This is a genomic window from Streptomyces sp. NBRC 110028 (assembly GCF_001417735.1).
Classification (GTDB): Bacteria; Actinomycetota; Actinomycetes; order Streptomycetales; family Streptomycetaceae; genus Streptomyces.
Window position 1 is genome coordinate 1,081,498 of record NZ_BBUZ01000022.1, and the last position, 23,575, is coordinate 1,105,072.

Below are 23,575 nucleotides of genomic sequence, written 5' to 3' on the forward strand. Positions count from 1 at the left end.
CGTACGCGGCTCACTGGAGCGGCGAGTCCGGCGGCGGGATCCCCATGATGCGCTCCCGGTCGACGGCCTCCACCCCGTCCACCGCCTCCAGCACCAAAATCCGCTCCTCGGCGATGGTGCCGGTGAGGAAGCCGAGCAGCGGCTGTTCACCGGTGACCGTGAGGCCGGCTCCGCGGGCGGCCCGCACCACGTCCGCGAACCGGTCGGGGTCGACCGAGACGATCACCCCGACCGGTCCGGGCGCCTCGTGCGCGGGGCCCGTCACGGTGCCTGCAGCAGACCCGCGCCCGCGTCCGTGGCGGGGAGCGGCAGCGGGTACGCCCCGGAGAGCAGCCGGGCCCGCAGGCCGGCCGTCGAGGACTCCGGATGCGCCTGGGCGATCAGCGCGAGCACCCCGGCGGCGTGCGGGGTGGCCATGCTCGTGCCGCTCAGCGTCTGGTACGAGCCGTCCGGCGCGGCCGAGAACACATCGACGCCGGGTGCCGCGATGTTCACCTCGCCGCCCTCGCCGTTGATCGCGCCGCACGAGAAGAACGCCGTCGCCAGCTCCTTGCCGAGCGCGGCCACCGCCAGGGCGGAGGGGCAGTTGGCGGGCCGGCCGACGGGGGCCACGAACCCCGGCCGCCGGCTCTCGTTGCCCGCCGCTGCGATGGTGACCGTGCCCGGTTGGCGGTGCAGCGCGCGCTGGAACACGTTCTCGTACGTCTGCGGGAACAGCTCCCCGGGGGCGACCGGCGCCCCCAGCGACATGGAGATCACCCGGGCGCCGTGCGCGACGGCCCAGGCGTAGCCCGCCAGGATCTGCCCGTCGGTGCCCCTGCCGCGATCGTTCAGCACCTTGCCGGCCAGGATCCGCGCTTCGCCCGCCACCCCGTAACGGGGCGCGTGTTCGGGCTTCGCGGGACCGGCGACGGTGCCGATGCAGTGGGTGCCGTGGCCATGGCCGTCCTCGACGCTCGCGCCGGGTACGAAGGAAGCCGTCTCCTCCAGGCATCCCGCCAGGTCCGGGTGTTGGGTGGCCACCCCGGTGTCCAGCACGGCCACCTTCACCCCGCGCCCGGACAGGGTGGAGAAGTTCGCCCGGATCGCCTGGAGGCCCCAGGTGACGCTCTCCTCGTCCCAGGCGGGGCCGAGCGAGGAGGCGAGTTCGGCCCTGGTGTGGCGGTCGACCTCCTCCTCGTCGCTGCGGTAGGTCGGGAAGAACCCGGTCAGCGTCCGCTGCGGTTCGGTGATCACCGAGGCGTACACCATCCGTTCCGGCTCGGCGGCGATGATGGCGGGTTCGGTCTGCGCCGTGGTCACCAGCGTGTGCCGCTGGTCGGGCTGCACTTCGACGACGGCGGCGCCGAGTTCGTCGAACAGCACCGAGACATCGGGCCGCTGGAGCAGCTCGGCGGCGCCGGCGGCCTCGGTGCCGCGGACGCGTTCGACGGACGCTATCCCCGCGGACGAGCGCAGCGCGTCCAATCCGCGTTCCGTCTCCCGCTGGTCGAGCAGCACCACGTACCGGCCGGTGTACTCGGTGGCGTGGGGCATGAGCGGCACATCGGCCCGCTCGGGATGTTCGCCGTTGGGCGGCCTGCCCATGGGTCCGTTCGTCATGGGGGTTCTCCGCTTCTTGAGCTTGCGTGCGCTGTCTCCCCCGAGAGAGGGGACGTGCGCCGCTGTGCGCGGAGGGTGGGGCGACGCCCCTCATCCACCGTCACCCCGCCCACCGGGGCTCGCAACTCAGCCGATCAGCCCTGCCATACGTACGCCACAGTGATAATTAAGGGTCAAAACAGAACATAACGGACTCAAGAGTTTAGCTTTACGTCATGAATTCTCACTCTGTGTCCGTCGCGTCGGCCGAGACGCGGTCGCGACGTCCCCGGCTGCCCCGGCGCCGCTCACTCGTCTCGGCGGTCGCCGCGCTGGCCGTCGGTCTCGGCGGCACCTCGGCGGCCGCCGCCCACCACGGGACCTTCCTCGGCCCGCTGCACACGGTCACCACGATCGCGTCCACAGTCCCCGCCAACGGGGACCTCAACCCGTACGGCACGGCCGTCGTCCCGCAGAGCATCGGCGCTCTGCACAAGAACAACGTGCTGGTCAGCAACTTCAACAACGCCGCCAACGAGCAGGGCACCGGCACCACCATCGTCCAGGTGAAGCCGGACGGCGGCGTCAGCCAGTTCGCCCGGATCAACCCGAGCCGGCTCCCGAGCCCCTGCACCGGCGGCATCGGCCTCACCACCGCGCTGTCCATCCTGCCCGGCGGCTGGGTCGTGGTCGGCAGCCTGCCCACCGGCGACGGGAACGCCGCGAACGCCGAGGCCGGATGTCTGCTGGTGCTGGACAGTCACGGCACCGTCCGTGAGACGTTCACCGGACACGGCATCAACGGCCCCTGGGACATGACCGCGGTCAGCCACGGCAACCGCGCCGACCTGTTCGTCACCAACGTGCTCAACGGTACGGTCGCGGGCGGCGGCAATGTGGTCAACCGGGGCACCGTGCTCCGCATCGCCCTCGAGCTGCACGGCAACCAGCCGCCGACCCGCGAGAAGACCACGAAGATCGGCTCCGGCTTCGCCGAGCGGACCGATCCGGACGCCCTCGTCGTCGGCCCCACCGGCGTCGGCCTCGGACACGACGGCACCCTCTACGTGGCCGACACCGTCAACAGCCGCATCGCGGCCATCCCGGACGCCCTCAAGCGCAGGACCAGCGCGGGCACCGGCCGCACCGTCAGCTCCGGCGGTGCGCTCAACGGCCCGCTCGGGCTCGCCGTCGCGCCGAACAACAACATCCTCACCGTCAACGGCGGTGACGGGAACATCGTCGAGACCACCCCGGCCGGCCGCCAGGTGGCCATCCGTCGGCTGGACTCCACCGGCACCCCGCCGGGCGCGGGCGCGCTGTTCGGACTGGCGGTCGCACCGAACGGCCGCTCGGTGTACTTCGTCGACGACGCCTCCAACACCCTGAACCTGCTCCACTGACCGGCGACTGATCCACGACCACCCATGACGTGGGGTGGGGTCCGCCACCCGGCGAGCCCCACCCCACGCCGCGTTGGGCACTCCCCAGGAGTTCAGCGCCGCAGCGTCGACCCGAAGCCCGCCGCCAGCGGCATGCGCAGACCCAGCGGGGGCGGCGCGGCCAGGGCGTCGGCCACCGGGCGGGAGTAGCCGGTGGCGAAGAGGGAGCCGAGGAGGAAGTCGATGGCCAGCGCCTGGACCTCGTGGCGGTGCTGGTGCAGCCCGTGCCCGTCGGAGTGCACCTCGAAGCGGCACACATCGCGGTTGACCTTCTTGGCGCGCTCGGCGAGCCGGTACGACAGCTCCGGGTCCACGCGCTCGTCGTTCGTCCCGTGGGCGATCAGCACCTGCCGCCCCACCAGGTGCTTGACCGGCTCGGGATCGGGGGTGTCCGCCTCCGGGAGCCAGGGCGCCAGGGCCACCACCGAGGCGACGGCGGGATGCCCGGCGGCGCGCAGCGCGGCGCGGGCGCCCATGCCGTGGCCCGCGAGGCACACCGGGACGTCGCCGTAGCGCCGTACGACCTCCTGGGTGGCCCATTCGGCGTCGGCGGCCGCGGAGGCGTCGGGCCCGTTCCAGCCGCGGCAGCGGTAGTGCACCACGTGGGCGGCCAGCCCCTCCTCCTCGCCCGCCCGGACCAGCCGCCGGGCCAGCGGCAGCACGGCCGCGGCGGACATCCGGGTGGGCCGCCTGGTGCCGCCGTCCGGATCACCGCCCGGAAGCAGCAACACCACACCGTGCACGGTCCTCCGCGAGGCGGCCGCGCCCATCGGCCGCCCCAGCCGGGCGCCCCGTTCGGGCAACGCTTGCTGAGCCATGGCAAAACGATCGCAGAACGGCGAGTGGAGTCCACTACCCCTGCGGGTCACTGTTCCGTATCTATCGCGGCCATCTACGCGCGTAGGGGCTATGGTTGCACAGATGACGAGCGAGCACACCCACCAACCCACCCCCGAACAGATCCGCCGTGCCCCCAAAGTGCTGCTGCACGACCACCTCGACGGCGGGCTGCGCCCCGGCACGATCATCGACCTCGCCCGGGAGACCGGGTACGAGGCGCTGCCGGAGAGCGAACCGGACAAGCTCGGCCTCTGGTTCCGCGAGGCGGCCGACTCCGGCTCGCTGGAGCGCTACCTGGAGACCTTCTCCCACACCTGCGCCGTCATGCAGACCCGCGAGGCCCTCGTCCGGGTCGCCGCCGAATGCGTCGAGGACCTGGCCGAGGACGGCGTCGTCTACGCCGAGATCCGCTACGCCCCCGAGCAGCACCTCACCGAGGGGCTCACCCTGGAGCAGGTGGTCGAGGCGGTGAACGAGGGCTTCCGCGAGGGGGAGCGGCTTGCCCGGGACAACGGCCACCGCATCCGCGTCGGCGCCCTCCTCACCGCGATGCGCCACGCGGCCCGCGCCCTGGAGATCGCCGAACTCGCCAACCGCTACCGCGACCTCGGCGTCGTCGGCTTCGACATCGCGGGCGCCGAGGCGGGCTTCCCGCCCACCCGCCACCTGGACGCCTTCGAATACCTGAAGCGGGAGAACAACCACTTCACGATCCACGCGGGCGAGGCCTTCGGGCTGCCCTCCATCTGGCAGGCGCTCCAGTGGTGCGGCGCCGACCGGCTGGGCCACGGGGTGCGCATCATCGACGACATCGAGGTCGCCGACGACGGCTCGATCACGCTGGGCCGCCTCGCTTCGTACGTCCGGGACAAGCGCATCCCGCTGGAACTGTGCCCCACCTCCAACCTCCAGACGGGCGCGGCCACGTCGTACGCCGATCACCCCATCGGGCTGCTGCGCCGCCTGCATTTCCGGGCCACCGTGAATACGGATAATCGTCTGATGAGCGGTACGAGCATGAGTACCGAATTCCAGCACCTGGTCTCGACGTTCCAGTACACGCTGGACGACATGCAGTGGTTCACCGTTAATGCGATGAAGTCGGCCTTCATTCCTTTCGGTGAACGTCTGGCGATGATCAATGACGTGATCAAGCCTGGGTATGCTGAATTGAAGTCCGAATGGCTGTTCCGACAGGTGGGCTCGACCACCGCTGTGACCAGGGAATCTATGGTCGAGGGCAGTTGATCGTACGGACGGAAGAAAAGGCTGGGGGAAGGGTTCTATGGCCGCTCGGGTGCCGCTTTCCCCTGTTTGCGGGCGTCTGAAATCCAGGGCTACGTTTCCGTATCGGTCAAGCCCCCCGTCTGCAAGGACAGATTTCTGATGAAGCAGGGAACCCTCAAGACCCTCGGCGTCATGGCCCTCGGTGCTGCCGCCCTCGTGGCCGGTGGCGGTGTCGCGTCCGCGGCCAGTGCCCCGAGCCCCCAGGGCCACGGCGCGTCCGGCCTCGGCGGCCAGGGCGTCGGCGTCTCCGCCCCGCAAGCGCTCCCCGGCGGACAGGCCCCGGGCAAGGCCCCCGGCCGCCCCGCCGCCGGTCGGCCCAGCCAGCCCGAAGCCCAGGGCCTGCTGGGCAACCTCGGCGGCCTCGGCGGGCTCAAGAACCTGCCGACCAACAACATCATGCGCCTGGGCTGATCCTCTTTCCGGCACACCGGCCGGGCCGCACACCCGCCTCGGGTGTGCGGCCCGGCCGCGTCGTCACCGGCTCCCTGCCGCTACCAAGCCTCGCGGTAGGAGTCCTCCGCCGGGAGGAGGATCCACAGCGCGATGTAGAGCAGGAACTGCGGACCCGGCAGCAGACAGGAGACCAGGAAGATCACCCGCATCGTGGTCGGGGTCGTCCCGAACCGGCGGGCCAGACCGGCGCAGACACCGGCGATCATCTTGTGGTTGCGGGGGCGGACCAGTGCGGCGGCCATGATGGCGACTCCTCGGCGTATCGGTTCGTACCGTCCCGGGCCGGGTTGCCCGAGCCGATACCTCCACGCTAGGTATGCGAGCCGGATGAGGCGTCGCTCCAGGGTGCGAGGCCGACCCTGGTCCTCGTCGGGGTCACCGCCCGGCCGCTCTCCTCCCGGGGGAGGGCCGCGCCCCGGGGCCCGTCCGCCCGGCGGCGGACCAGCGTCCGTACGGCGGGCACCACCAGCAGATGCGCGAGCGCGACCCCGACGGTGTTCAGCAGCAGCGCGTCCACGCTCACGATCTGGCCGGTCACCTCGCTGCGCAGCAGCGCGATCGCCATGGCCGTCATCGCCCCGGTGAAGGTCGTCCGGACGAACGAGGCGAACGGGTACGCGTCCACCCGGCCCCCCGCCAGCGGCAGCAGCACCCCCAGCGGCGCGAGCAGCAGCAGCCCCCCGCCGATCGAACGGGCCGCGGCCCACGGGGTGAGCGCCAGATCGGCGCGGATGGCGCCCAGCGGTTCCAGGGTCTCGGCCGTCACCCACGGCACGGTCAGCGGGCGCAGGGTCAGCCAGCAGACGAACGCAAGGTGAGCGACGAGGAGAACGAAACCCGCGGCGCGGTAGCGGAAGGCGGCCCGACGGCCGAAACGACCCTGCACGTATCTCAGGACGCGACCGGCCCGGCTCCCGGTTCCGCACGCACCTCGCTGGTCAGTAACGGGTTACCGACGAGTTGGTCACCGGGTCGCCACGGCGAACGGACCGGGAACCGGCGGCGAACCGCAGGGAATCGGTCAGCCCGCCGGTCAGCCCGCCGGTCAGCCCGTCGCTCAGTCCGCCGGTCAGGGCACCAGCACCCCGGAGTTCACCGCGACCTCCGGACGGCTCCGCGTCTCCTCCGTGCACTCGTACCGCTTCAGCGGATCCCGGTCACTGTCCGGACCGCCGAGCACCACCTTGTGCTCCTCGTCCGCCGCCGCCGAGCCCGCGAACGTGCAGATGATCTGCGCCAGCGCGTACGACGGCAGCTCCTCCGGCGGCCGGTTCAGCCGCAGCGCCCCGTCCGGATCGCCCTTCGCCGGGCCGGAGACCGTGACCCAGTTCTCCACCGCGGTGGAGAACCCGGCCGAGGACTCGGCCGCCGTGGGCGGCTGCCGCAACTGCTCCAGCAGTGCCCGGGCCGCCGCCACCCGCTCGATCGGCGCCTTCTGCCCCGGCAGCTGCGCGTTCCGGTTCACCGACAGGATCCGCGAGGTGCACAGCAGATAGACCCGTACGGAGGCCCGGCCCGTCCCCTCGGCGGCCCGCCCCGTCTCCGGCGCCTGGCACGACGCGCGCGAGGGCGCGGGCCCGGCGTCCACCGGCACCGACGTGCCGCGTATGCCGCACCCGGCCGCCAGCAGCGCGACCACGACGGTCAGCAGCAGGGCGGCGGGTCGCCGGGTCGCTCGCGGGCTCATGACGCGCCCCCTTCGTTCGTACGGCCCTCGTCGCCCGTCCGCTCCTCGGCCGTCGGCTCCTCGGCCGTCGGCTCCTCGCCCTTCCGCTTCTCGATCGAGGCGAGGCGCGAGGCGTCCATGGGCAGCCGCAGCGTGAAGACGGCCCCGCCCTCCGGCGAGTTCGCGGCGCTGATGTCGCCGCCGTGGATGTGCGCGTTCTCCATCGCGATCGACAGCCCGAGACCGCTGCCCTCCGAGCGGGGCCGGGAGGCGCTGGCCTTGTAGAAGCGGTCGAAGACATGCGGCAGCACGTCCTCGGGGATCCCCGGGCCGTGGTCCCGCACCTTGATCAGCAGGTCCCCGTCCTCGGGTCCTTCGGGGATCACCGAGACCCGCACCGGGGAGCCGCCGTGCTTGAGCGCGTTCCCGATGAGGTTCGCCAGGATGACGTCCAGCCGCCGCGGGTCCAGCCGGGCCACGATCCCGCGCGCCGCGTCCAGCTCCACCGCGTCCAGCCAGGCCCGCGCGTCGATGCACGCCGTCACCTGGTCCGCCACGTCGACGTCGTCGAGCACCAGCCGGGCCGTGCCCGCGTCGAAGCGGGTCACCTCCATCAGGTTCTCCACCAGGTCGTTCAGCCGCCGGGTCTCGCTGACCACCAGCTGCACCGCCGGGGCGATCATCGGGTCGAGGGAGTCGGCCTCCTCCTCCAGCACCTCGCTGACCGCCGTGATCGCGGTGAGCGGGGTCCGCAGCTCATGCGACATGTCCGCGACGAAGCGCCGGCTGGACGCCTCCCGCGCGCTCAGCTCCGCCACCCGCTTCTGCAGCCGCTCCGCGGCCCGGTTGAAGGTGTGCGACAGATTGGCCAGCTCGTCCGAGCCCGAGACCTGCAGCCGGGTGTCCAGATGCCCCTCGCCCAGCCGGTTCGCCGCCTCGCCGAGACGCTGCACCGGCCGCAGCACGGTGGCCGCGGCCGCCTGCGCGAGCAGCGCGGAGCCGACCAGCGCCAGGGCGGTGGCGATGCCCAGCGACCAGGCGAGCGAGTTCAGGTCCTGGCGCTCGGTGTCCAGCGACTTGAGCATGTAGCCGGTCGGCCCGCCCCCGTTCACCTTCGCCCCGCCCACCAGGTACGGCGTGCCGTCCAGCGTGATCCGCTGCCAGTAGAGGTGGTACGGGGCGGACCGCGAGCCCTCGGCGGCGCGCCGCTCGTCCACCGCGCGGCGCAGCACCCCCGGCACGGCCTTCATGGTGAACAGGTCCGGCGCCGAGGCCGCCGGGCAGGAGCCCTTCTCCCGGGTCCGGGTGACCAACAACACCTCGTACTTCTGTGTGTTGTCCGCCATGCGGTCAGCGGCGTCCTGCAATTCGGGACAGGTCGGCCTGGCGGGCAGCGGATCGGTGTCGTCCTTGAGCGCCTTGCGGAACTCGTCCAGCGCCGCGTCCTGGGTGCGGGTCAGCACCGCGTCACGGTTCAGCCAGTACGCGATCGCCGACGCGGACACCGCGGCCGCCAGCGCCACCAGCCCGAACACCAGCATCAGCCGCAGCCTCAGGCTGAGCCACCGCAGAATCCCCGCGGCCCAGCCCCGCGCCCGGCCGGGCTCCTCGTTCACACCGCTCAATTCCGTATGTCTCCGCCCCACCCGTGCGCAGCGGCGTACGCGGCCGCGTCCCTCACTCTCACGCCGGAGCGTCCAACCGGTACCCGACCCCACGCACCGTGCGGATCAGCGTCGGCGACGACGGCACGTCCTCCACCTTGGCGCGCAGCCGCTGGACACACGCGTCCACCAGCCGGGAATCACCCAGATAGTCGTGTTCCCACACCAGCCGCAGCAGCTGCTGCCGCGACAGTGCCTGCCCAGGCCGCCGGCTCAGCTCCAGCAGAAGCCGCAGCTCGGTGGGGGTGAGCTGAAGATCCTCACCGTTCTTGGTCACCGTCATGGCCGCCCGGTCGATCACCAGGCTGCCGAACGACGCCGAGTCGTTCGCCTCCCGCTCGCCACGGCGCAGCACCGCGCGGATACGGGCGTCCAGCACCCGCCCCTGCACGGGCTTCACCACATAGTCGTCCGCACCCGACTCCAGCCCCACGACCACGTCGATGTCGTCGTTGCGGGCCGTCAGCAAAATGATCGGCAACTGGTCGGTGCGGCGGATGCGGCGGCACACCTCGAAGCCGTCGATCCCGGGCAGCATCACATCCAGCACGATCAGGTCCGGCCGCTGCTCGCGCAGCAGTTTCAGGCCATCCTCGCCCGTCGCCGCCGTCGCCACACGGTGGCCCTGGCGGGACAGGGAGAGCTCGAGGGCCGTGCGGATGGCGTCGTCGTCCTCGATCAGCAACAGGAAAGGCACGTTGGTCATTCTGGCCTACAAGGGGCCTGTAGTTCGACCGTCGGGAACGCGCGACCTTGATCCCCTGTGACGAGCCTGTGACAGTCGGCAGACAGCGCCATGAAACTGGTTCGGCAAAGTCTTCTGTGCACCGGCCGGAACGAGCGGCCGGGCAGTCAGCAGACGACCGAGCAGGCTCCACGACGGGGGGCGCGACATGAGCACACTGCACTTCACCCACGACAGCGCAGTCATTCGCACGCGCCTCCACGACGCCGTCCGGAGCACGGAGAAGTCCGGTGCCGTGAGCGGGCGGGGGTGCGCTCGCGGCGCCGGGCGTCAGCGGCCGCCGTACATGGTGGCCATTGACGCGAAGCCGGGGGCCGGGGAGGGCCCCGGGGGGCACGGGGGTCCCGGGGGGGACCACGGGGGCGGCAACGGGGGCAGCTCGTACCGGGAGGCAGCGGGGGAGCGGCGCGCGCAGAGCGGGGCGGAAGCGGAATTCACCGCGTACGTCCAGGAGCGCCGCGCCTCCCTGTACGCAACCGCCTACCACCTGACCGGCGACCGGTTCGAGGCCGAGGACCTGCTGCAGAGCGCCCTGTTCTCGACCTACCGGGCCTGGGACCGGATCAGCGACAAGGCCGCGGTCGGCGGCTACCTGCGCCGCACCATGACCAACCTGCACATCAGCGCCTGGCGCCGGCGCAAGCTCAACGAGTACCCGACGGAGGAGCTGCCGGAGACGGCGGGCGACCAGGACGCGATGCGCGGCACCGAGCTGCGCGCCGTGCTCTGGCAGGCCCTGGCCCGGCTCCCCGAACTCCAGCGCACGATGCTGGTGCTGCGCTACTACGAGGGCCGGACGGATCCGGAAATCGCGGACATACTCAACATAAGTGTCGGCACGGTCAAGAGCAGTATCTGGCGCTCGCTGCGCCGGATGCGCGAGGACGGCACCCTCAGCTTCGGCCGTGACGAGGAAGAGTCCTTCGGCGAGCTCGTCGCCTGAGGGCAAGGGGAAAACGGGGGCCGGTGCTCGGGGGAGCGCCGGAGCACGGGGCAACGGGGAAAACGGGGAAAACGGGGGCAGGGAAAAACAGGGGAAAGGGGAAAACCGGGGGAAACGGGATCGGGGGATCCCAACGGGGGAGAGCGGGTCAGGACGGCCGGGGGGCCTGTCCGGGCCCGTTCTTCGTGTGCGGCCGTACGGGGCGGTTTGAGTACGGATACTCATGCCCGCGTATCGCCTGTTTCGGCAGGCTGAGCCGCATGCTGATCCGGAGGAAGACAAGCGACGTCCTACGACGCGTCCTCGATGTGGTCGCGGGCGACTGGCTCTCCCGCGGCTACCTCGCCGTGGTCCTCGCCCTGCTGGTCTGGGCCTGGGCGGACGCGAGCTTCTTCCCCTACGACGACGCCTCGTTGGCGGCGGTCGTCCCCGCCCTGTTCACGGCCCCGGCCAGCCTGCTCTTCGTCCTCCTCCCGGAGGGCACCGAGACCTCCTACTTCGGCCTGGTCATCGCGGCCGCCATGCTCAACGCCGCCACGATCACCCTCCTGGCCCGTACGGCGCGCAGCGCGTAGCGGCCGGCGCCCGGCGGGCTTCACCACGGCACGGTCTCACCCCACCGGTCCAGGTAGGCGAGACCGGGCCTCCCCAGCCTCGACAGCAGCACGTCCACCACCCGCGGCACGGTCTCCTCGATGGTGAACGGCGCGTCAGGACCTCCCAGCTCCGTGCGGACCCAGCCGGGCGCCATGAGGACGAAGGCCCGCTCGGCGGTCCCGGACTGCTGGGCCTGCCGGGCCGCGAAGCCGCGCAGGAACATGTTCAGGGCCGCTTTGCTGCCCCGGTAGACCTCGCGCATTCCGGTCGTGTTGTTGGTGATGCTGCCTTGGCCGGAGGACATCGCCCCGATGAGTCCGGTCGGGGACACGAGGTCTTCCAGCGTTTCGATGACGCGCATCGGGCTGAGCGCGTTGGTGACCATCACCTCGACGAAATCGGCGGTGGGCACCGCCCCGATCGGCGTCTGTTCGTTGTTGGTGGTCCCCGCGTTGACGAACAGCACATCGAGTTCGTGTGGTGCGAGGCGTTCGCGCAGGGATGCCGACTGAGCGGGCTCGTTGATGTCGAGATGCTCGACGCGGACGCGCCCGCCGGAGCGGTCCGCGAGATCGTGCAAGGGTGTTCGGGCGGTGGTGTTCCGTACGGTTCCGATGACGTTCCATCCCCGGCCGAGGAATTCGGCCGCCATCGCGTGACCGAGACCGCGCGACGCCCCGACGACGAGAGCGGTCGGTGTGCGCCGGTCCGCGTCCTTCGATGACATGTCCTTGGATGACACTCCGCGCCATCTCCCTTCTTCGCGTCGTGAGCTGATGCGCGTCGAGTTTTCCGCCGCCCGCCCCTCAGGGCACGTCGGGAGCGCGTATTTGTACGATTGCCCGCGTGACGGGAGCCTTCATGCCGGAATCCACCGCTGTGCGGCCCGACGATGTGCGGATCATGCGCGCGCTCCAGGTCGCTCCGCGGGCCTCGTTCGCCTCGATCGCGGCGGCGCTCGGCCTCACCGAGAGTGCCGTCAGCCGCCGCTACCGTCGGCTGCGTGCCGATGGCGTCATCCGCGTCGCCGGTGTGGTCGATCCGGGGGCGCTGGGGCAGAGCAAGTGGCTGGTGCGGCTGCGCTGCCGCCCCGGTGGCGTCACGGCGATCGCCGACGCCCTCGCGCGGCGCGACGACGTCAGCTGGGTGGCCCTCACCGCCGCGGGTTCCGAAATCACCTGCGCGGTCCGGTCGCGCACCCGGGAGCAGCGCGAAGATCTCCTCGGTCGGCGCCTGCCGCGCACCGCGTCGGTGATCGACATCAACGCGTCCGCGATGCTCCGTCAGTTCGTCGGGGGCCGCGGCCACTACTGGGCCGCTCTGCGCGGCACGCTGACTCCGGAGCAGGAGTCGATGCTCGGGAAGGGCGGCCATCCGTTCACGGAGGGCCCGGTCGTCGCCCGCGAACCCCTCCGGCTCACCGCCGAGGACGAGAAGCTGCTCGACCTGCTCGCCGCGGACGGCCGCGCCGGCCTCGTCGACCTCGCCGCGGCCGCCGGCCTCACACCCGGGCGCGCGTCACGCCGCCTCGACGCCTTGACCCAGCGCCGCGTCGTCCACATCGACGTCGAGATCGCCGCGGCGGCCCTGGGCTATCGGACCCAGGCGAACCTGTGGCTCCACGTCCACCCGTCGGCGGTCAAGAGCGTCGGACGCGCCCTTGCGCGGGAGCCCGGGATCGCCTTCGCCGCGGCCGTCTCCGGGCCCCACAACATCCACGCCGTCGCGCATTGCCGGGACCTCGACGAACTCTTCGAATTCACCACGGACCGCATCGGTTCCCTGCCCGGCCTCCAGAGCATGGAGGTCTCTCCCCTGCACCACCAGGTCAAGCAGGCCGGCACGCTCCTGTCCGGCGGCCGTCTCGTCGAGCCCTCCCACAGAGCCGCGAAGCGGTCGGACGCGCCGGCCGGCGAAGGCCGCCGGGGGCCGGGACTTCCGCGTCGCGCGCGGGAATCCTGCCCTCCAGTGGTCTGAGGGAATTCTGGTTCCTTGGGCGGCGCGTTTCTTTGCTTTTCCCTAGTGTGGCGCCGACAAACGCCAAGATTCTGGGCAGTCGATACCTGCCCGTTGATACTCTCCCTTCCGTCGCCCCTGCCGCCCGGAACGCGAGCCGTGTGGGGGTGAAATGACGGATCGTGTATTTCCGTACTCGATGGGAGAGACTTATGAAGAAGGCTATGCGCGTGAAGGCGCTCGCCGTAGCCGCGGTTGCCACGGCTGCCGTCGCCCTGCCGCTCGTGACGGCGGGCACCGCCTCCGCCGAGACCCGTCTCCTCCCGCACTACACGTACTCCTTCCAGGAGTGCCAGACGCTGGGCAACCGGGCGGCACAGGCCGGTCAGCTGAGCGGCTTCAGCTGTGTCCGGGAAGGCAGCTGGGTCGTCATGTACCCCTGGTAAACAGCCTCTGGTAAACGGCACTTCCGGCGGCCCTTTTCCGGCCGTGTGCTGAATACCCCGGCGGGGCGCCACGATTCCAGGGCGCCTCGCCTTTTCGTATCACGTGAAAGCCGTCGCGTCCCGCGGGCGTACCGACCGAATGCCGCACCGCCGCCCTCGGCCGGTACGTGCCGCGGGATGAGGCCCGCGCCGCTCAAGCCCGTGCGTTCTCCCGCCGCCGCCCCGCCGTGGCCGCCATCGCTATCCGCTCCAGCGCCTCGTCCCGGCCGCACGCGTACGCGCCCAGCGCCGTCTGCCGCTCCACGATGCCGCGCTCGGACCGCATCAGCCGCCAGCCCCGCCGCACCAGGTACGGCGCCGACTTGCGCCCCTCCCGCAGATCGCGCGTCAGCCGCCGCCGGAACGTGGTCGAGGGCCGCCCCCGCAGACAGATCGCGTCCGCCAGCAGCCCCGACGCCCGGCACCGGTCGACGATGTCCGCCGCGAAGATCCCCTCCGCCACGAACAGCGATGCCGCCCCGATGTCCATCGGCTCCTCGCCCACCCGCGAGCTGGAGGCGATGTCGTACACCGGCACCGTCGTCCGCGATGTCCGGCACAACGCCTCGACCGCTGCCACCGCCGCGTCCGCGTCCCACGCCAACGGCGAGTCCCAGTCGGCCCCTTCATCCCCGGCGAGCTGCGGGAGCGTCGGATCGTCCCCCTCCTTGTAGAAGTCGTCGAGATTCAGCACGGGCAGCCCGGTACGGGCCGCGAGGGACGACTTTCCCGACCCCGAGGGCCCGGTGAGCAGGACGACGCGCGCGGAGGCTGGATGAAGGGTCACGGAACACCAGTGTGCTGCATCCACCGTCCCGCATGAACGGAAAGACCGCCGGCGCCCCTCTTGCATGTTCTATGCCATGCCCCATAAGTTACCGACAGGTAGATCAGAAGGGGTGAGCAGGTGAGCCCGCGCAGGAGTGACAGCCGGGACCGGATGATTCTCAGCGCCGCCGCCCTGTTGCGCGAGCATGGCGCGAGCGCGACCAGTATCGACCGGGTGCTCGCCCACAGCGGAGCGCCGCGCGGCTCGGTGTATCACCACTTTCCCGGCGGACGGACGCAGCTCATCGACGAAGCGGTCGCGCTGGCGGGCGACTTCATCGCCGGGCTGATCGCTGCCGCCACGCAGGCCGACGATCCTGTGCGGGCTGTCGACGCGTTCTTCGCGTTGTGGCGCGACCGGTTGGTGGAGAGCGGCTTCCGGGCGGGCTGTCCGATCGTGGCGGTGGCCGTGGAGACCAACGACGACGCACCTCAGCTGGCCCGCTCCGCCGCCACCGTCTTCGCCCGGTGGCGGGAGGCACTTGCGGTCCTGTTCATCCGGCACGGTCTGACCGAGGAACGCGGCCGGAGGCTCGGCGCCTTCATCATCGCGGCGGTCGAAGGCGCGGTGATCATGTGCCGTGCCGAGCAGAGCACCGCTCCGCTGGAAGCTGCCGCCGCCGAGATCCACGACCTGCTGCTCAACGCCCTGCCCCAACGGCCCGAGGCCGGATCCCAGCCCTGAAGGAGCCGTCATGCCCTCGCTCGACCGTCAGGAAAACGTCTTCGTCCTCGATCTGGGAGACGGCGAGAACCGCTTCCACCCCGACTGGATCGCCGCCGTCAGCGCCGCGCTCGACGAGGTGGAGAAGGCGGAAGGCCCCCGCGCCCTGGTCACCGCCGCCACGGGCAAGTTCTACTCCAACGGGCTCGACCTGGACTGGCTGTTCGCCCACGCCGACCAGCACCAGGACTACGTCGTCTCCGTCCACGAGCTGTTCGCGCGGATGCTGTCGCTGCCGGTCATCACGGTGGCCGCGCTCCAGGGCCACACGTTCGCCGCGGGCGCGATGTTCTCCCTGGCCCACGACTTCCGCGTCATGCGCGCCGACCGCGGCTACTGGTGCCTGCCCGAAGCGGACATCAACATCCCCTTCACTCCCGGCATGTCCGCCCTCATCCAGTCCCGGCTGACACCGCGGACCGCGCACGAGGCCATGGTCACCGCCCGCCGCTACGGCGGGTCCGACGCCGCGGCCGTCGGTATCGTCGACCAGGCGGTCGTCGAGGACGCCGTGCGCTCCACCGCCATCGCCCTCGCCCAGGCCCAGGTGGACAAGGCCGGTGACACCCTCGGCACCATCAAGACCCGCATGTACGCCCCGGCCCTGGCCACCCTGCGCGACACCGCCGACCCGCTCGGCTGACCCACACCGCGCCGATCCCCGCACGCCCGGCACCACCTAGGAGAACGACCGTGACCACCACCGACCTCGCAGCCATGACCGGCCTGGAACTGATGCGCTGGGTGCAGACCGAACGCCCCACCGACATCCCGTCCATAGGCCGCCTGCTCGGCATGCGCTTCGACGAGGTCGAGCACGGCCGCATCGTCATCTCCCTCGACACCCGCCCCGACTTCGCCAACCCGCTCGGCACCGTCCACGGCGGCATCGCCGCCACTCTCCTCGACTCCGCCATGGCCTGTGCCGTCCACACCACTCTCCCCGCCGGGACCGGCTACACCACCCTCGAACTCAAGGTCAACTACATCCGCGCCGCCCGCACGGACGGCCAGACCCTCACCGCCGAAGGCACCGTCATCCACGCCGGCCGCCGTACCGCCACCGCCGAGGGCAGGGTGCTGGACGACCAGGGCAACCTGATCGCCCACGCCACCACCACGTGCATGATCTTTTAGGTCGGCCTACGCGTCAGCCGAGGTGGGGTGCGGCGACGCCTGGCGCTGCGTGCCCCATGCCGAAGGGCTGACCAAAGGCGTGTGCGCGACGCGCTCGAGTCAGCCTGTGCCTGCGGACGCGCGCCGGGGTGGCGGCCGCCGGTGCGGTAGTCCGGTCGGCGGGAGCGGTGCTGAGAGGCGGCCCCTCGCCGGGTGGGCGAGGGGCCCGCGGGGTCAGACGCCCATGGGGTGCCAGACCGTCTTCGTCTCCAGGAAGGACAGGAGGCGGCCGGTGCCCGGGTCGGCGGGCCAGTCCACGGGGTGTGGACGGACCACGCGCTTGAGGTTGTCGGCGGCGGCCCTCTCCAGGTCGGCCGCCAGCTCGGGGGCCGCGCCCGTCAGGTCGATCGCGTTGACGTCCTGATGGGCGGCGAGCGGGGTGGCCAGTTCGGCGGTGCGGCCGGAGAGGATGTTGACCACGCCGCCCGGGAGGTCGGAGGTGGCCAGGACCTCGGCGAGGGAGAGGGCGGGGAGGGGGGCCTTCTCGCTGGCCACGACGACCGCCGTGTTGCCGGTGACGATCGCGGGGGCCAGGACCGAGATCAGGCCCAGGAAGGAAGAGCCCTGGGGGGCCAGGAGGGCCACGACGCCGGTCGGTTCGGGGGTGGAGAGGTTGAAGTACGGCCCGGCGACCGGGTTGGCGGAGCCCGCGATCTGGGCGACCTTGTCGGACCAGCCCGCGTACCAGACCCAGCGGTCGATCGCCGTGTTGACCGATGCGGTGGCCTTGGCCGCGGAAAGCCCCTCGGCGGCCGCCACCTCGCGTACGAACTGGTCGCGGCGGCCCTCCAGCATCTCGGCGACGCGGTAGAGGATCTGGCCGCGGTTGTACGCGGTGGCCCCGGACCAGCCGCCGAACGCCTTGCGCGCGGCGACCACCGCGTCGCGGGCGTCCTTGCGGGAGGCCAGGGGGGCGTTGGCCAGCCGGCGCGCCTTGGGATCGGTCACCTCGTACACCCGGCCGCTTTCGGAACGTGGGAACTTGCCGCCGATGAAGAGCTTGTAGGTCTTGAGGACGGAGAGTCGTTCAGACATCGAGATATGCCTCCAGGCCGTGGCGGCCGCCCTCGCGGCCGTAGCCCGACTCCTTGTAGCCGCCGAACGGCGAGGCGGGGTCGAACTTGTTGAACGTGTTGGACCAGATCACCCCGGCGCGCAGCTTGCCCGCCATCGCCAGGATGCGCGAGCCCTTCTCCGTCCAGATGCCCGCCGACAGGCCGTACGGGGTGTTGTTCGCCTTCGCCACCGCCTCGTCGGGGGTGCGGAAGGTCAGCACCGACAGGACCGGGCCGAAGATCTCCTCGCGGGCGATCCGGTGGGCCTGGGTGACGCCGGTGAAGAGGGTGGGCGCGAACCAGTAGCCGGAGCTGGGCAGCTCGCACTCGGGCGCCCAGCGCTCGGCTCCCTCGGCCTCGCCCGCGTCGGCCAGGTCGCGGATGCGGGCCAGCTGCTCGGCGGAGTTGATCGCGCCGATGTCGGTGTTCTTGTCCAGCGGGTCGCCGACGCGCAGCGTGCGCATACGGCGCTTGAGCGCGTCCAGCAGCTCGTCCTGGACGGACTCCTGGACCAGCAGGCGGGAGCCCGCGCAGCAGACGTGGCCCTGGTTGAAGAAGATGCCGCCGATGATGCCCTCGACCGCCTGGTCGATCGGCGCGTCGTCGAAGACGATGTTCGCGGCCTTGCCGCCCAGCTCCAGGGTGACCTTCTTCTCCGTACCGGCCACCGTGCGGGCGATCGCCTTGCCGACCTCGGTCGATCCCGTGAAGGCCACCTTGTCGATCCCGGGGTGGGCCACCAGCTCGGCGCCGGTCGAGCCGTCGCCGGTGACGATGTTGACCACGCCCTTCGGCAGGCCCGCCTGGCGGCAGATGTCCGCGAAGAACAGGGCGCTCAGGGGAGTCGTCTCGGCGGGCTTCAGCACGACCGTGTTGCCGCAGGCCAGCGCCGGGGCGATCTTCCACGCCAGCATCAGGAGCGGGAAGTTCCAGGGGATGACCTGGCCCGCCACGCCCAACGGCTTGGGATCGGAACCGTAGCCCGCGTAGGACAGCTTGTCGGCCCACCCCGCGTAGTAGAAGAAGTGCGCGGCGACCAGCGGCAGATCGGCGTCCCGCGACTCGCGGATCGGCTTCCCGTTGTCCAGCGACTCCAGCACCGCCAGCTCGCGCGAGCGCTCCTGGATGATCCGCGCGATGCGGAACAGGTACTTGGCGCGCTCGGAGCCGGGGAGGGCGGACCAGGGCTCGAACGCCTTACGGGCGGCCTTCACCGCGCGGTCCACGTCCTCGGCGCCTGCCTGGGCGACCTCGGAGAGGACCTCCTCGGTGGAGGGGGAGACGGTCTTGAAGACCTTCCCGTCACCCGCCTCGCGGAACTCGCCGTCGACGAACAGCCCGTACGACGGCGCGATGTCGACGACCGTGCGGGACTCGGGAGCGGGGGCGTACTCGAAAACGGGCATGGCGATCAGTCCACCGTCACGTAGTCGGGACCGGAGTACCGGCCGGTGCTCAGCTTCTGGCGCTGCATCAGCAGATCGTTCAGCAGACTCGACGCGCCGAAGCGGAACCAGTCCGCGGACAGCCACTCCTCGCCCAGCGTCTCATTGACCATCACCAGGTACTTGATGGCGTCCTTCGAGGTACGGATGCCACCGGCGGGCTTCACCCCCACCTGCACCCCGGTCGCGGCGCGGAAGTCGCGGACCGCCTCCAGGAGGACGAGGGTGACCGGCGGTGTGGCGTTGACGGACACCTTGCCGGTCGACGTCTTGATGAAGTCGGCGCCCGCGAGCATCGCCAGCCAGGACGCGCGGCGCGCATTGTCGTACGTCTGCAGCTCGCCCGTCTCGAAGATGACCTTCAGATGGGCGGCGCTGCCGTCCGGGCGGACGCACGCCTCCTTCACCTGCCGGATCTCCTCGAAGACCTCCAGGTAGCGGCCGGAGAGGAACGCCCCGCGGTCGATCACCATGTCGATCTCGTCCGCCCCGGCGGCCACCGCCTCCCGGGTGTCGGCCAGCTTCACGGAGCGGGCCGCCCGGCCGGACGGGAACGCGGTCGCCACGGCCGCCACGTGGATGCCGCCGGCGCCCAGCGCCTCCTTCGCGGTCGCCACCATGTCGCCGTAGACGCAGATCGCCGCGACCTTCGGGACGGTGCGGTCGGTGGGGTCGGGGCTGATCCCCTTCGCGCACAGCGCCCGGACCTTGCCCGGGGTGTCCGCGCCCTCCAGGGTCGTCAGGTCGATCATCGAGATCGCCAGGTCGATGGCGTACGCCTTCGCCGTCGTCTTGATCGAGCGGGTGCCGAGGGTCGCGGCACGGGCCTGCAGGCCAACCGCGTCGACGCCCGGCAGGCCGTGCAGGAAGCGGCGCAGCGCGCTGTCGGTGGCGGTCACGTCCGCCATCGACGCCAGTCGCTCCGCGGCCTCTTTGCCGTATGCGGGAACAGTGGTGGGCATGGTCACCACCTGAGCATATCTACGCGCGTAGCGGTATGTCACCCCCCTGACCTGGGGCCGAACCGGAAGGGAACGGCTCCGATCCGTATTCGTTCCGTGTTGATCCCGAGGCCCAAGGGGAAGGGCCGTGCGGCACAATCGGCCCCATGACGAGCCCGGACGACCCCGCCGACCCTGCGCAGCCCGCCGAGGAGCCCGGGGAACCCACCACGTACGCCGACCGCGTCTACCGCTCCCCGGGCGGCATCGTGGGCGGCGTGCTGCTGCTCGGACTCGGCGGCTGGCTCGGCATCGACGCCATCCTGCGCGGCGAGGGCCGCACCCCGTGGCTCGCCCTCGCCGGGCTGCTGTTCGCGGTGCCGGTGGTGATCGCCTTCACCGTGCGCCCGGCGGTGTACGCGGGCGCGGACCGCCTTCTCGTACGCAACCCCTTCCGCACCATCACCCTCCCCTGGGGCTCCGTGGACACCCTGCGCGCCGGCTACACCAGCGAAGTGCTGGCGGGCGGCGCGACGTACCAGCTGTGGGCCGTCCCCGTCTCGCTGCGGCAGCGCAAGCGGGCCGCCCGGCAGCAGAGCCGCGACGCGGCGGCGGGCTCCTTCGGCCGTACGCCCGGCGTCACCGGCCGCGCCTCCGGCCCGGGCGCGACGGCGGACCGCCGCGCCCAGGCCGACCAGACCATCGGCGATCTGCGCGAACTGGCCGAGTCCCACGCGTCCCGCGACGGCGCGCAGGGCGAGCCCGAGGTGCGCTGGGCGTTCGAGGTCATCGCGCCCACCCTGGCCGGTGCGGTGCTGCTGGTGATCATGCTGCTGATCTGAGGGCGGGGCGTCAGATCCCGGCCGCCGCCGAGAGGTCCTTCTTCAGGGCCGCCAGCACCGTTTCCGCCGTCGCGCGGGCCGGGGGCAGGTCCGCGGCGCCGGGCACGTCCACGACCACCTCCAGGTAGCACTTCAGCTTCGGCTCCGTGCCGCTCGGGCGGACGATCACGCGGGCCGAGCGGACCGTGTCCTTCCCGGCGAGCCGATAGCGCAGGCCGTCCGTCGGGGGCAGGGCCTTTGTCCCCCGCGTCAGATCCTCGGCCGTCGTGACCTTCAGGCCCGCCAGCTCGGCCGGGGGCCGCTCGCGCAGCCGTCGCATCGCCGCCGCGATCAGGGACAGGTCCTCGACCCGTACGGACAGCTGGTCCGTGGCGTGCAGACCGTGCGCGACGGCGATGTCGTCCAGCAGGTCGGTGAGCGTCCGCCCCTGCTCCTTCAGCTCCGACGTCAGCTCCGCCACCAGCAGCGCCGCCGTGATCCCGTCCTTGTCGCGCACGCCGTCCGGGTCCACGCAGTAGCCCAGCGCCTCCTCGTACGCGTACGCCATACCGTCCACCCGGGCCAGCCACTTGAAGCCGGTCAGCGTCTCGTCGTACGGCAGGCCCGCGTCTGCCGCGACGCGCGACAGCAGCGACGACGACACGATCGTCGTCGCGAAGGCGCCGCGGACGCGCTTGCGCACGAGGTGGGTGGCGAGCAGCGCGCCCACCTCGTCGCCGCGCAGCATCCGCCAGCCGGTGTTCGTCCTCGTACCCGCCCCCGGCTCGGGGACCGCCACCGCGCAGCGGTCCGCGTCCGGGTCGTTCGCGATGACGATGTCGGGCGCCGCCTCGCGGGCCGCCGCGAACGCCAGGTCCATCGCCCCCGGCTCCTCCGGATTCGGGAACGCCACCGTCGGGAAGGCCGGGTCGGGCTCCGCCTGCTCCGGCACCACCGTGGGCTCCGGGAAGCCCGCCCGCGCGAACGCCGCCGTCAGCGTCTCGCGGCCCACGCCGTGCAGGGGCGTGTAGACGACGCGGGCGTCACGCGGCGAGCCGGGCGTCAGCACGGCGTCGGTACGGGCCAGGTACGCGTCGAGGATGCCGTCGTCCAGCGTCTCCCACCCGGTGTCCGGGCGGCGTACGCCGCCCAGACCGCCCACCGCCGCGATCTCCGCCGCGATCTCCGCGTCGGCGGGCGGGACGATCTGCGAACCGTCGCCCAGGTAGACCTTGTACCCGTTGTCCCGCGGCGGGTTGTGGCTCGCCGTGACCTCGATCCCCGCGACCGCGCCGAGGTGGCGGATCGCGAACGCCAGCACCGGCGTCGGCAGCGGGCGGGGCAGCAGCGCCGCGCGGAAACCGGCGCCCGTCATGACGGCGGCCGTGTCGCGGGCGAAGTCCGCGCTCTTGTAGCGGGCGTCGTAGCCGATGACGACGAGGCCGCCCGCGTGCTCCGGCCGCCGCGCGAGGTACGCGGCCAGACCGGCGGCGGCGCGGATGACGACCGCGCGGTTCATCCGCATGGGTCCCGCGCCCAGTTCGCCGCGGAGGCCCGCGGTGCCGAACTGAAGCGTGCCGGAGAAGCGCTCGGCGAGCGCGCGCCGCGCCTCGTCGTCGCCCCCCTCGGCCGCGTCCAGCAGCGCCCGCAGCTCGCCGCGGGTATCGGGGTCGGGGTCCTCGGCCAGCCAGGTGGTGGCCTGGTCGATGAGGTCGAGCGCCATGGGGGCCTCCTGGGTGGGGGTGCGGGTGGTGGGTGGGTGCGCCGGACTCCGGGCCCGCGGCCCGGCTCCGGTACGCCCGCCGGCCGGGCGGCGTGGTGCGACCCCGGTGCGCAACCGGGGACGGGCTGGGGCGGGGCCACTGGCGGGTGGCCGCCGACCGGACGCACCGCGCACCCACCCCGCAGCGAAAGCCGGGGTCCGGGGCGGAGCCCCGGCGGGGGGTTTGGGGGCGGAGCCCCGGCGGGGGGTTTGGGGCGGAGCCCCGGCGGGGGGTTTGGGGCGGAGCCCCCAGCGTCAGAGGCGGTCCAGGACCTGGGACAGCAGCGTGCCCATGCGGGTGGCGGAGTCGCGGCCGGCCTGGAGGACCTCCTCGTGGTTGAGGGGTTCGCCGGTCATGCCCGCGGCGAGGTTGGTGACCAGGGAGATGCCCAGGACCTCGGCGCCCGCCTCGCGGGCCGCGATGGCTTCGAGGGCGGTGGACATGCCGACCAGGTCGGCCCCGATGGTGCGGGCCATGGTGATCTCGGCGGGCGTCTCGTAGTGCGGGCCGGGGAACTGGGCGTAGACGCCCTCTTCCAGGGTGGGGTCGATCTGCTGGCAGAGGGCCCGCAGCCGGGGCGAGTAGAGGTCGGTGAGGTCGACGAAGTTGGCGCCCACGATGGGGGAGGCGGCGGTGAGGTTGATGTGGTCGCTGATGAGGACCGCTTGGCCGGGGCGCATGCCTTCGCGGAGGCCGCCGCAGCCGTTGGTGAGGATGATGGTCTTGCAGCCGGCGGCGACGGCGGTGCGGACGCCGTGGGCGACGGCGGCGACGCCGCGGCCTTCGTAGTAGTGGGTGCGGCCGAGGAAGACGAGGGCCCGCTTGTCGCCCAGCTTGTACGAGCGGATGGTGCCCGCGTGGCCCGCGACGGCGGGCGGCGGGAAGCCGGGCAGCTCGGTGACGGGGAACTCGTGCTCCGGGTTGCCGAGCGCGTCCGTGGCGGGGACCCAGCCGGAGCCCAGGACCAGGGCGACGTCGTGGGTCTCCGCGCCGGTCAGCTCGCGCAGGCGCGTGGCGGCGGCGTCGGCGACGGCGTGGGGGTCGGCGGGGTCGCCGTGGCTGTTCCTGGTAACAGATGCGTTCACGCGCACGAGGGTAGCCCGTCCGGGCCTACGCGCGTAGACGGTCTTCGTGGGTGGTGTTCGGATCGTTGTGAAGCGGGC

General features: G+C 71.9%; 26 protein-coding genes. 11 read left to right on the forward strand and 15 right to left on the reverse strand.

Annotation, left to right across the window (positions count from 1 at the left end; translation table 11 throughout):
* Positions 1-10: 10 nt before the first annotated feature.
* Positions 11-265 (reverse strand): hypothetical protein, encoded by a 255-nt coding sequence (locus ASC60_RS05020; RefSeq protein WP_055546973.1) that lies wholly within the window; start codon positions 263-265, stop codon positions 11-13.
* Positions 262-1,602 carry a S8 family serine peptidase gene (locus ASC60_RS05025; protein WP_079038159.1) on the reverse strand — a complete coding sequence of 447 codons (1,341 nt, stop codon included), beginning with the start codon at positions 1,600-1,602 and terminating at the stop codon, positions 262-264. Before ASC60_RS05025 ends, ASC60_RS05020 begins: the two co-directional genes overlap by 4 nt.
* A 215-nt stretch (positions 1,603-1,817) precedes the next feature.
* On the opposite strand from ASC60_RS05025, the gene ASC60_RS05030 reads away from it, so the two are divergent.
* Positions 1,818-2,984 (forward strand): hypothetical protein, encoded by a 1,167-nt coding sequence (locus ASC60_RS05030; RefSeq protein ID WP_234356782.1) that lies wholly within the window; start codon positions 1,818-1,820, stop codon positions 2,982-2,984.
* 92 nt (positions 2,985-3,076) lie between these two features.
* Here the strand turns inward: ASC60_RS05030 and ASC60_RS05035 are convergent, their stop codons facing one another.
* The gene (locus ASC60_RS05035) at positions 3,077-3,841 is read right to left on the reverse strand and encodes an alpha/beta fold hydrolase (RefSeq protein ID WP_055546975.1); all 765 of its coding nucleotides are present in this window, start codon (positions 3,839-3,841) and stop codon (positions 3,077-3,079) included.
* Between the two features lie 103 nt (positions 3,842-3,944).
* On the opposite strand from ASC60_RS05035, the gene ASC60_RS05040 reads away from it, so the two are divergent.
* A complete protein-coding gene (locus ASC60_RS05040) occupies positions 3,945-5,111 on the forward strand; it encodes an adenosine deaminase (RefSeq protein ID WP_055546977.1) in 1,167 nt (388 codons plus the stop codon).
* 138 nt (positions 5,112-5,249) lie between these two features.
* The gene (locus ASC60_RS05045; protein WP_055546979.1) at positions 5,250-5,561 is read left to right on the forward strand and encodes a hypothetical protein; all 312 of its coding nucleotides are present in this window, start codon (positions 5,250-5,252) and stop codon (positions 5,559-5,561) included.
* Between the two features lie 80 nt (positions 5,562-5,641).
* On the opposite strand, the gene ASC60_RS05050 is transcribed toward ASC60_RS05045, so the two are convergent.
* The 5 genes from ASC60_RS05050 to afsQ1 all read right to left on the reverse strand — a co-directional run bounded on the left by ASC60_RS05050 (position 5,642) and on the right by afsQ1 (position 9,630).
* The gene (locus ASC60_RS05050) at positions 5,642-5,845 is read right to left on the reverse strand and encodes a PspC domain-containing protein (protein WP_055546981.1); all 204 of its coding nucleotides are present in this window, start codon (positions 5,843-5,845) and stop codon (positions 5,642-5,644) included.
* A gap of 68 nt (positions 5,846-5,913) precedes the next feature.
* Entirely contained in the window at positions 5,914-6,489 is a 576-nt protein-coding gene (locus ASC60_RS05055) for a VanZ family protein (RefSeq protein ID WP_055546983.1), read from the reverse strand.
* A 183-nt stretch (positions 6,490-6,672) separates the two neighbouring features.
* Positions 6,673-7,290: a hypothetical protein gene (locus ASC60_RS05060; RefSeq protein ID WP_055546985.1), complete on the reverse strand. Its 618-nt coding sequence runs from the start codon at positions 7,288-7,290 to the stop codon at positions 6,673-6,675.
* Positions 7,287-8,840, reverse strand: coding sequence for an ATP-binding protein (locus ASC60_RS05065; RefSeq protein ID WP_370592886.1), 1,554 nt, complete (start codon positions 8,838-8,840; stop codon positions 7,287-7,289). Before ASC60_RS05065 ends, ASC60_RS05060 begins: the two co-directional genes overlap by 4 nt.
* 112 nt (positions 8,841-8,952) lie before the next feature.
* Positions 8,953-9,630 (reverse strand): two-component system response regulator AfsQ1, encoded by a 678-nt coding sequence (gene afsQ1, locus ASC60_RS05070; RefSeq protein ID WP_199830862.1) that lies wholly within the window; start codon positions 9,628-9,630, stop codon positions 8,953-8,955.
* 196 nt (positions 9,631-9,826) lie between these two features.
* Here afsQ1 and ASC60_RS05075 point away from each other — a divergent pair, with 196 nt between their 5' ends.
* Both ASC60_RS05075 and ASC60_RS05080 read left to right on the forward strand, forming a co-directional pair.
* Positions 9,827-10,621: a SigE family RNA polymerase sigma factor gene (locus tag ASC60_RS05075; protein WP_055546991.1), complete on the forward strand. Its 795-nt coding sequence runs from the start codon at positions 9,827-9,829 to the stop codon at positions 10,619-10,621.
* Positions 10,622-10,881: 260 nt separating this feature from the next.
* Positions 10,882-11,196 (forward strand): SCO4225 family membrane protein, encoded by a 315-nt coding sequence (locus ASC60_RS05080; RefSeq protein ID WP_063787063.1) that lies wholly within the window; start codon positions 10,882-10,884, stop codon positions 11,194-11,196.
* A gap of 20 nt (positions 11,197-11,216) precedes the next feature.
* Here the strand turns inward: ASC60_RS05080 and ASC60_RS05085 are convergent, their stop codons facing one another.
* On the reverse strand, positions 11,217-11,945 hold the full coding sequence (locus tag ASC60_RS05085) for an SDR family NAD(P)-dependent oxidoreductase (RefSeq protein WP_055546995.1): 729 nt from the start codon (positions 11,943-11,945) through the stop codon (positions 11,217-11,219).
* A 119-nt stretch (positions 11,946-12,064) separates the two neighbouring features.
* On the opposite strand from ASC60_RS05085, the gene ASC60_RS05090 reads away from it, so the two are divergent.
* Both ASC60_RS05090 and ASC60_RS05095 read left to right on the forward strand, forming a co-directional pair.
* Complete coding sequence (locus ASC60_RS05090; protein WP_234356783.1) at positions 12,065-13,195, forward strand: Lrp/AsnC family transcriptional regulator; 1,131 nt, start codon at positions 12,065-12,067, stop codon at positions 13,193-13,195.
* 203 nt (positions 13,196-13,398) lie between these two features.
* Complete coding sequence (locus tag ASC60_RS05095) at positions 13,399-13,620, forward strand: hypothetical protein (RefSeq protein ID WP_234356784.1); 222 nt, start codon at positions 13,399-13,401, stop codon at positions 13,618-13,620.
* A gap of 193 nt (positions 13,621-13,813) precedes the next feature.
* On the opposite strand, the gene ASC60_RS05100 is transcribed toward ASC60_RS05095, so the two are convergent.
* A complete protein-coding gene (locus tag ASC60_RS05100; protein WP_370592876.1) occupies positions 13,814-14,512 on the reverse strand; it encodes an ATP-binding protein in 699 nt (232 codons plus the stop codon).
* Positions 14,513-14,566: 54 nt separating this feature from the next.
* Between ASC60_RS05100 and ASC60_RS05105 the strand changes: the two genes are divergently transcribed.
* Genes ASC60_RS05105 through ASC60_RS05115 form a run of 3 tightly spaced genes read left to right on the forward strand, consistent with a single transcriptional unit; the run spans position 14,567 to position 16,348 of the window.
* Positions 14,567-15,172, forward strand: coding sequence for a TetR/AcrR family transcriptional regulator (locus ASC60_RS05105; RefSeq protein ID WP_234356785.1), 606 nt, complete (start codon positions 14,567-14,569; stop codon positions 15,170-15,172).
* A gap of 10 nt (positions 15,173-15,182) precedes the next feature.
* Positions 15,183-15,854, forward strand: a complete 672-nt coding sequence (locus tag ASC60_RS05110; RefSeq protein ID WP_055547005.1) for an enoyl-CoA hydratase-related protein — start codon at positions 15,183-15,185, stop codon at positions 15,852-15,854.
* 50 nt (positions 15,855-15,904) lie between these two features.
* Complete coding sequence (locus tag ASC60_RS05115; RefSeq protein WP_055547007.1) at positions 15,905-16,348, forward strand: PaaI family thioesterase; 444 nt, start codon at positions 15,905-15,907, stop codon at positions 16,346-16,348.
* 213 nt (positions 16,349-16,561) lie between these two features.
* On the opposite strand, the gene ASC60_RS05120 is transcribed toward ASC60_RS05115, so the two are convergent.
* From ASC60_RS05120 to deoC, 3 genes are read right to left on the reverse strand one after another with little or no spacing between them, the layout of a single operon-like run.
* Positions 16,562-17,422: an aldehyde dehydrogenase gene (locus ASC60_RS05120; protein WP_055547009.1), complete on the reverse strand. Its 861-nt coding sequence runs from the start codon at positions 17,420-17,422 to the stop codon at positions 16,562-16,564.
* Complete coding sequence (locus tag ASC60_RS05125; protein ID WP_055547011.1) at positions 17,415-18,848, reverse strand: aldehyde dehydrogenase family protein; 1,434 nt, start codon at positions 18,846-18,848, stop codon at positions 17,415-17,417. Before ASC60_RS05125 ends, ASC60_RS05120 begins: the two co-directional genes overlap by 8 nt.
* A gap of 5 nt (positions 18,849-18,853) precedes the next feature.
* The gene (gene deoC, locus ASC60_RS05130) at positions 18,854-19,849 is read right to left on the reverse strand and encodes a deoxyribose-phosphate aldolase (RefSeq protein ID WP_199830863.1); all 996 of its coding nucleotides are present in this window, start codon (positions 19,847-19,849) and stop codon (positions 18,854-18,856) included.
* A 146-nt stretch (positions 19,850-19,995) separates the two neighbouring features.
* Here deoC and ASC60_RS05135 point away from each other — a divergent pair, with 146 nt between their 5' ends.
* Positions 19,996-20,670, forward strand: a complete 675-nt coding sequence (locus ASC60_RS05135) for a PH domain-containing protein (protein ID WP_199830864.1) — start codon at positions 19,996-19,998, stop codon at positions 20,668-20,670.
* Positions 20,671-20,680: 10 nt separating this feature from the next.
* Here the strand turns inward: ASC60_RS05135 and ASC60_RS05140 are convergent, their stop codons facing one another.
* Both ASC60_RS05140 and ASC60_RS05145 read right to left on the reverse strand, forming a co-directional pair.
* A complete protein-coding gene (locus ASC60_RS05140; RefSeq protein WP_055547015.1) occupies positions 20,681-22,372 on the reverse strand; it encodes a phospho-sugar mutase in 1,692 nt (563 codons plus the stop codon).
* A gap of 294 nt (positions 22,373-22,666) precedes the next feature.
* Complete coding sequence (locus tag ASC60_RS05145) at positions 22,667-23,503, reverse strand: purine-nucleoside phosphorylase (RefSeq protein ID WP_199830865.1); 837 nt, start codon at positions 23,501-23,503, stop codon at positions 22,667-22,669.
* Positions 23,504-23,575: the final 72 nt, after the last annotated feature.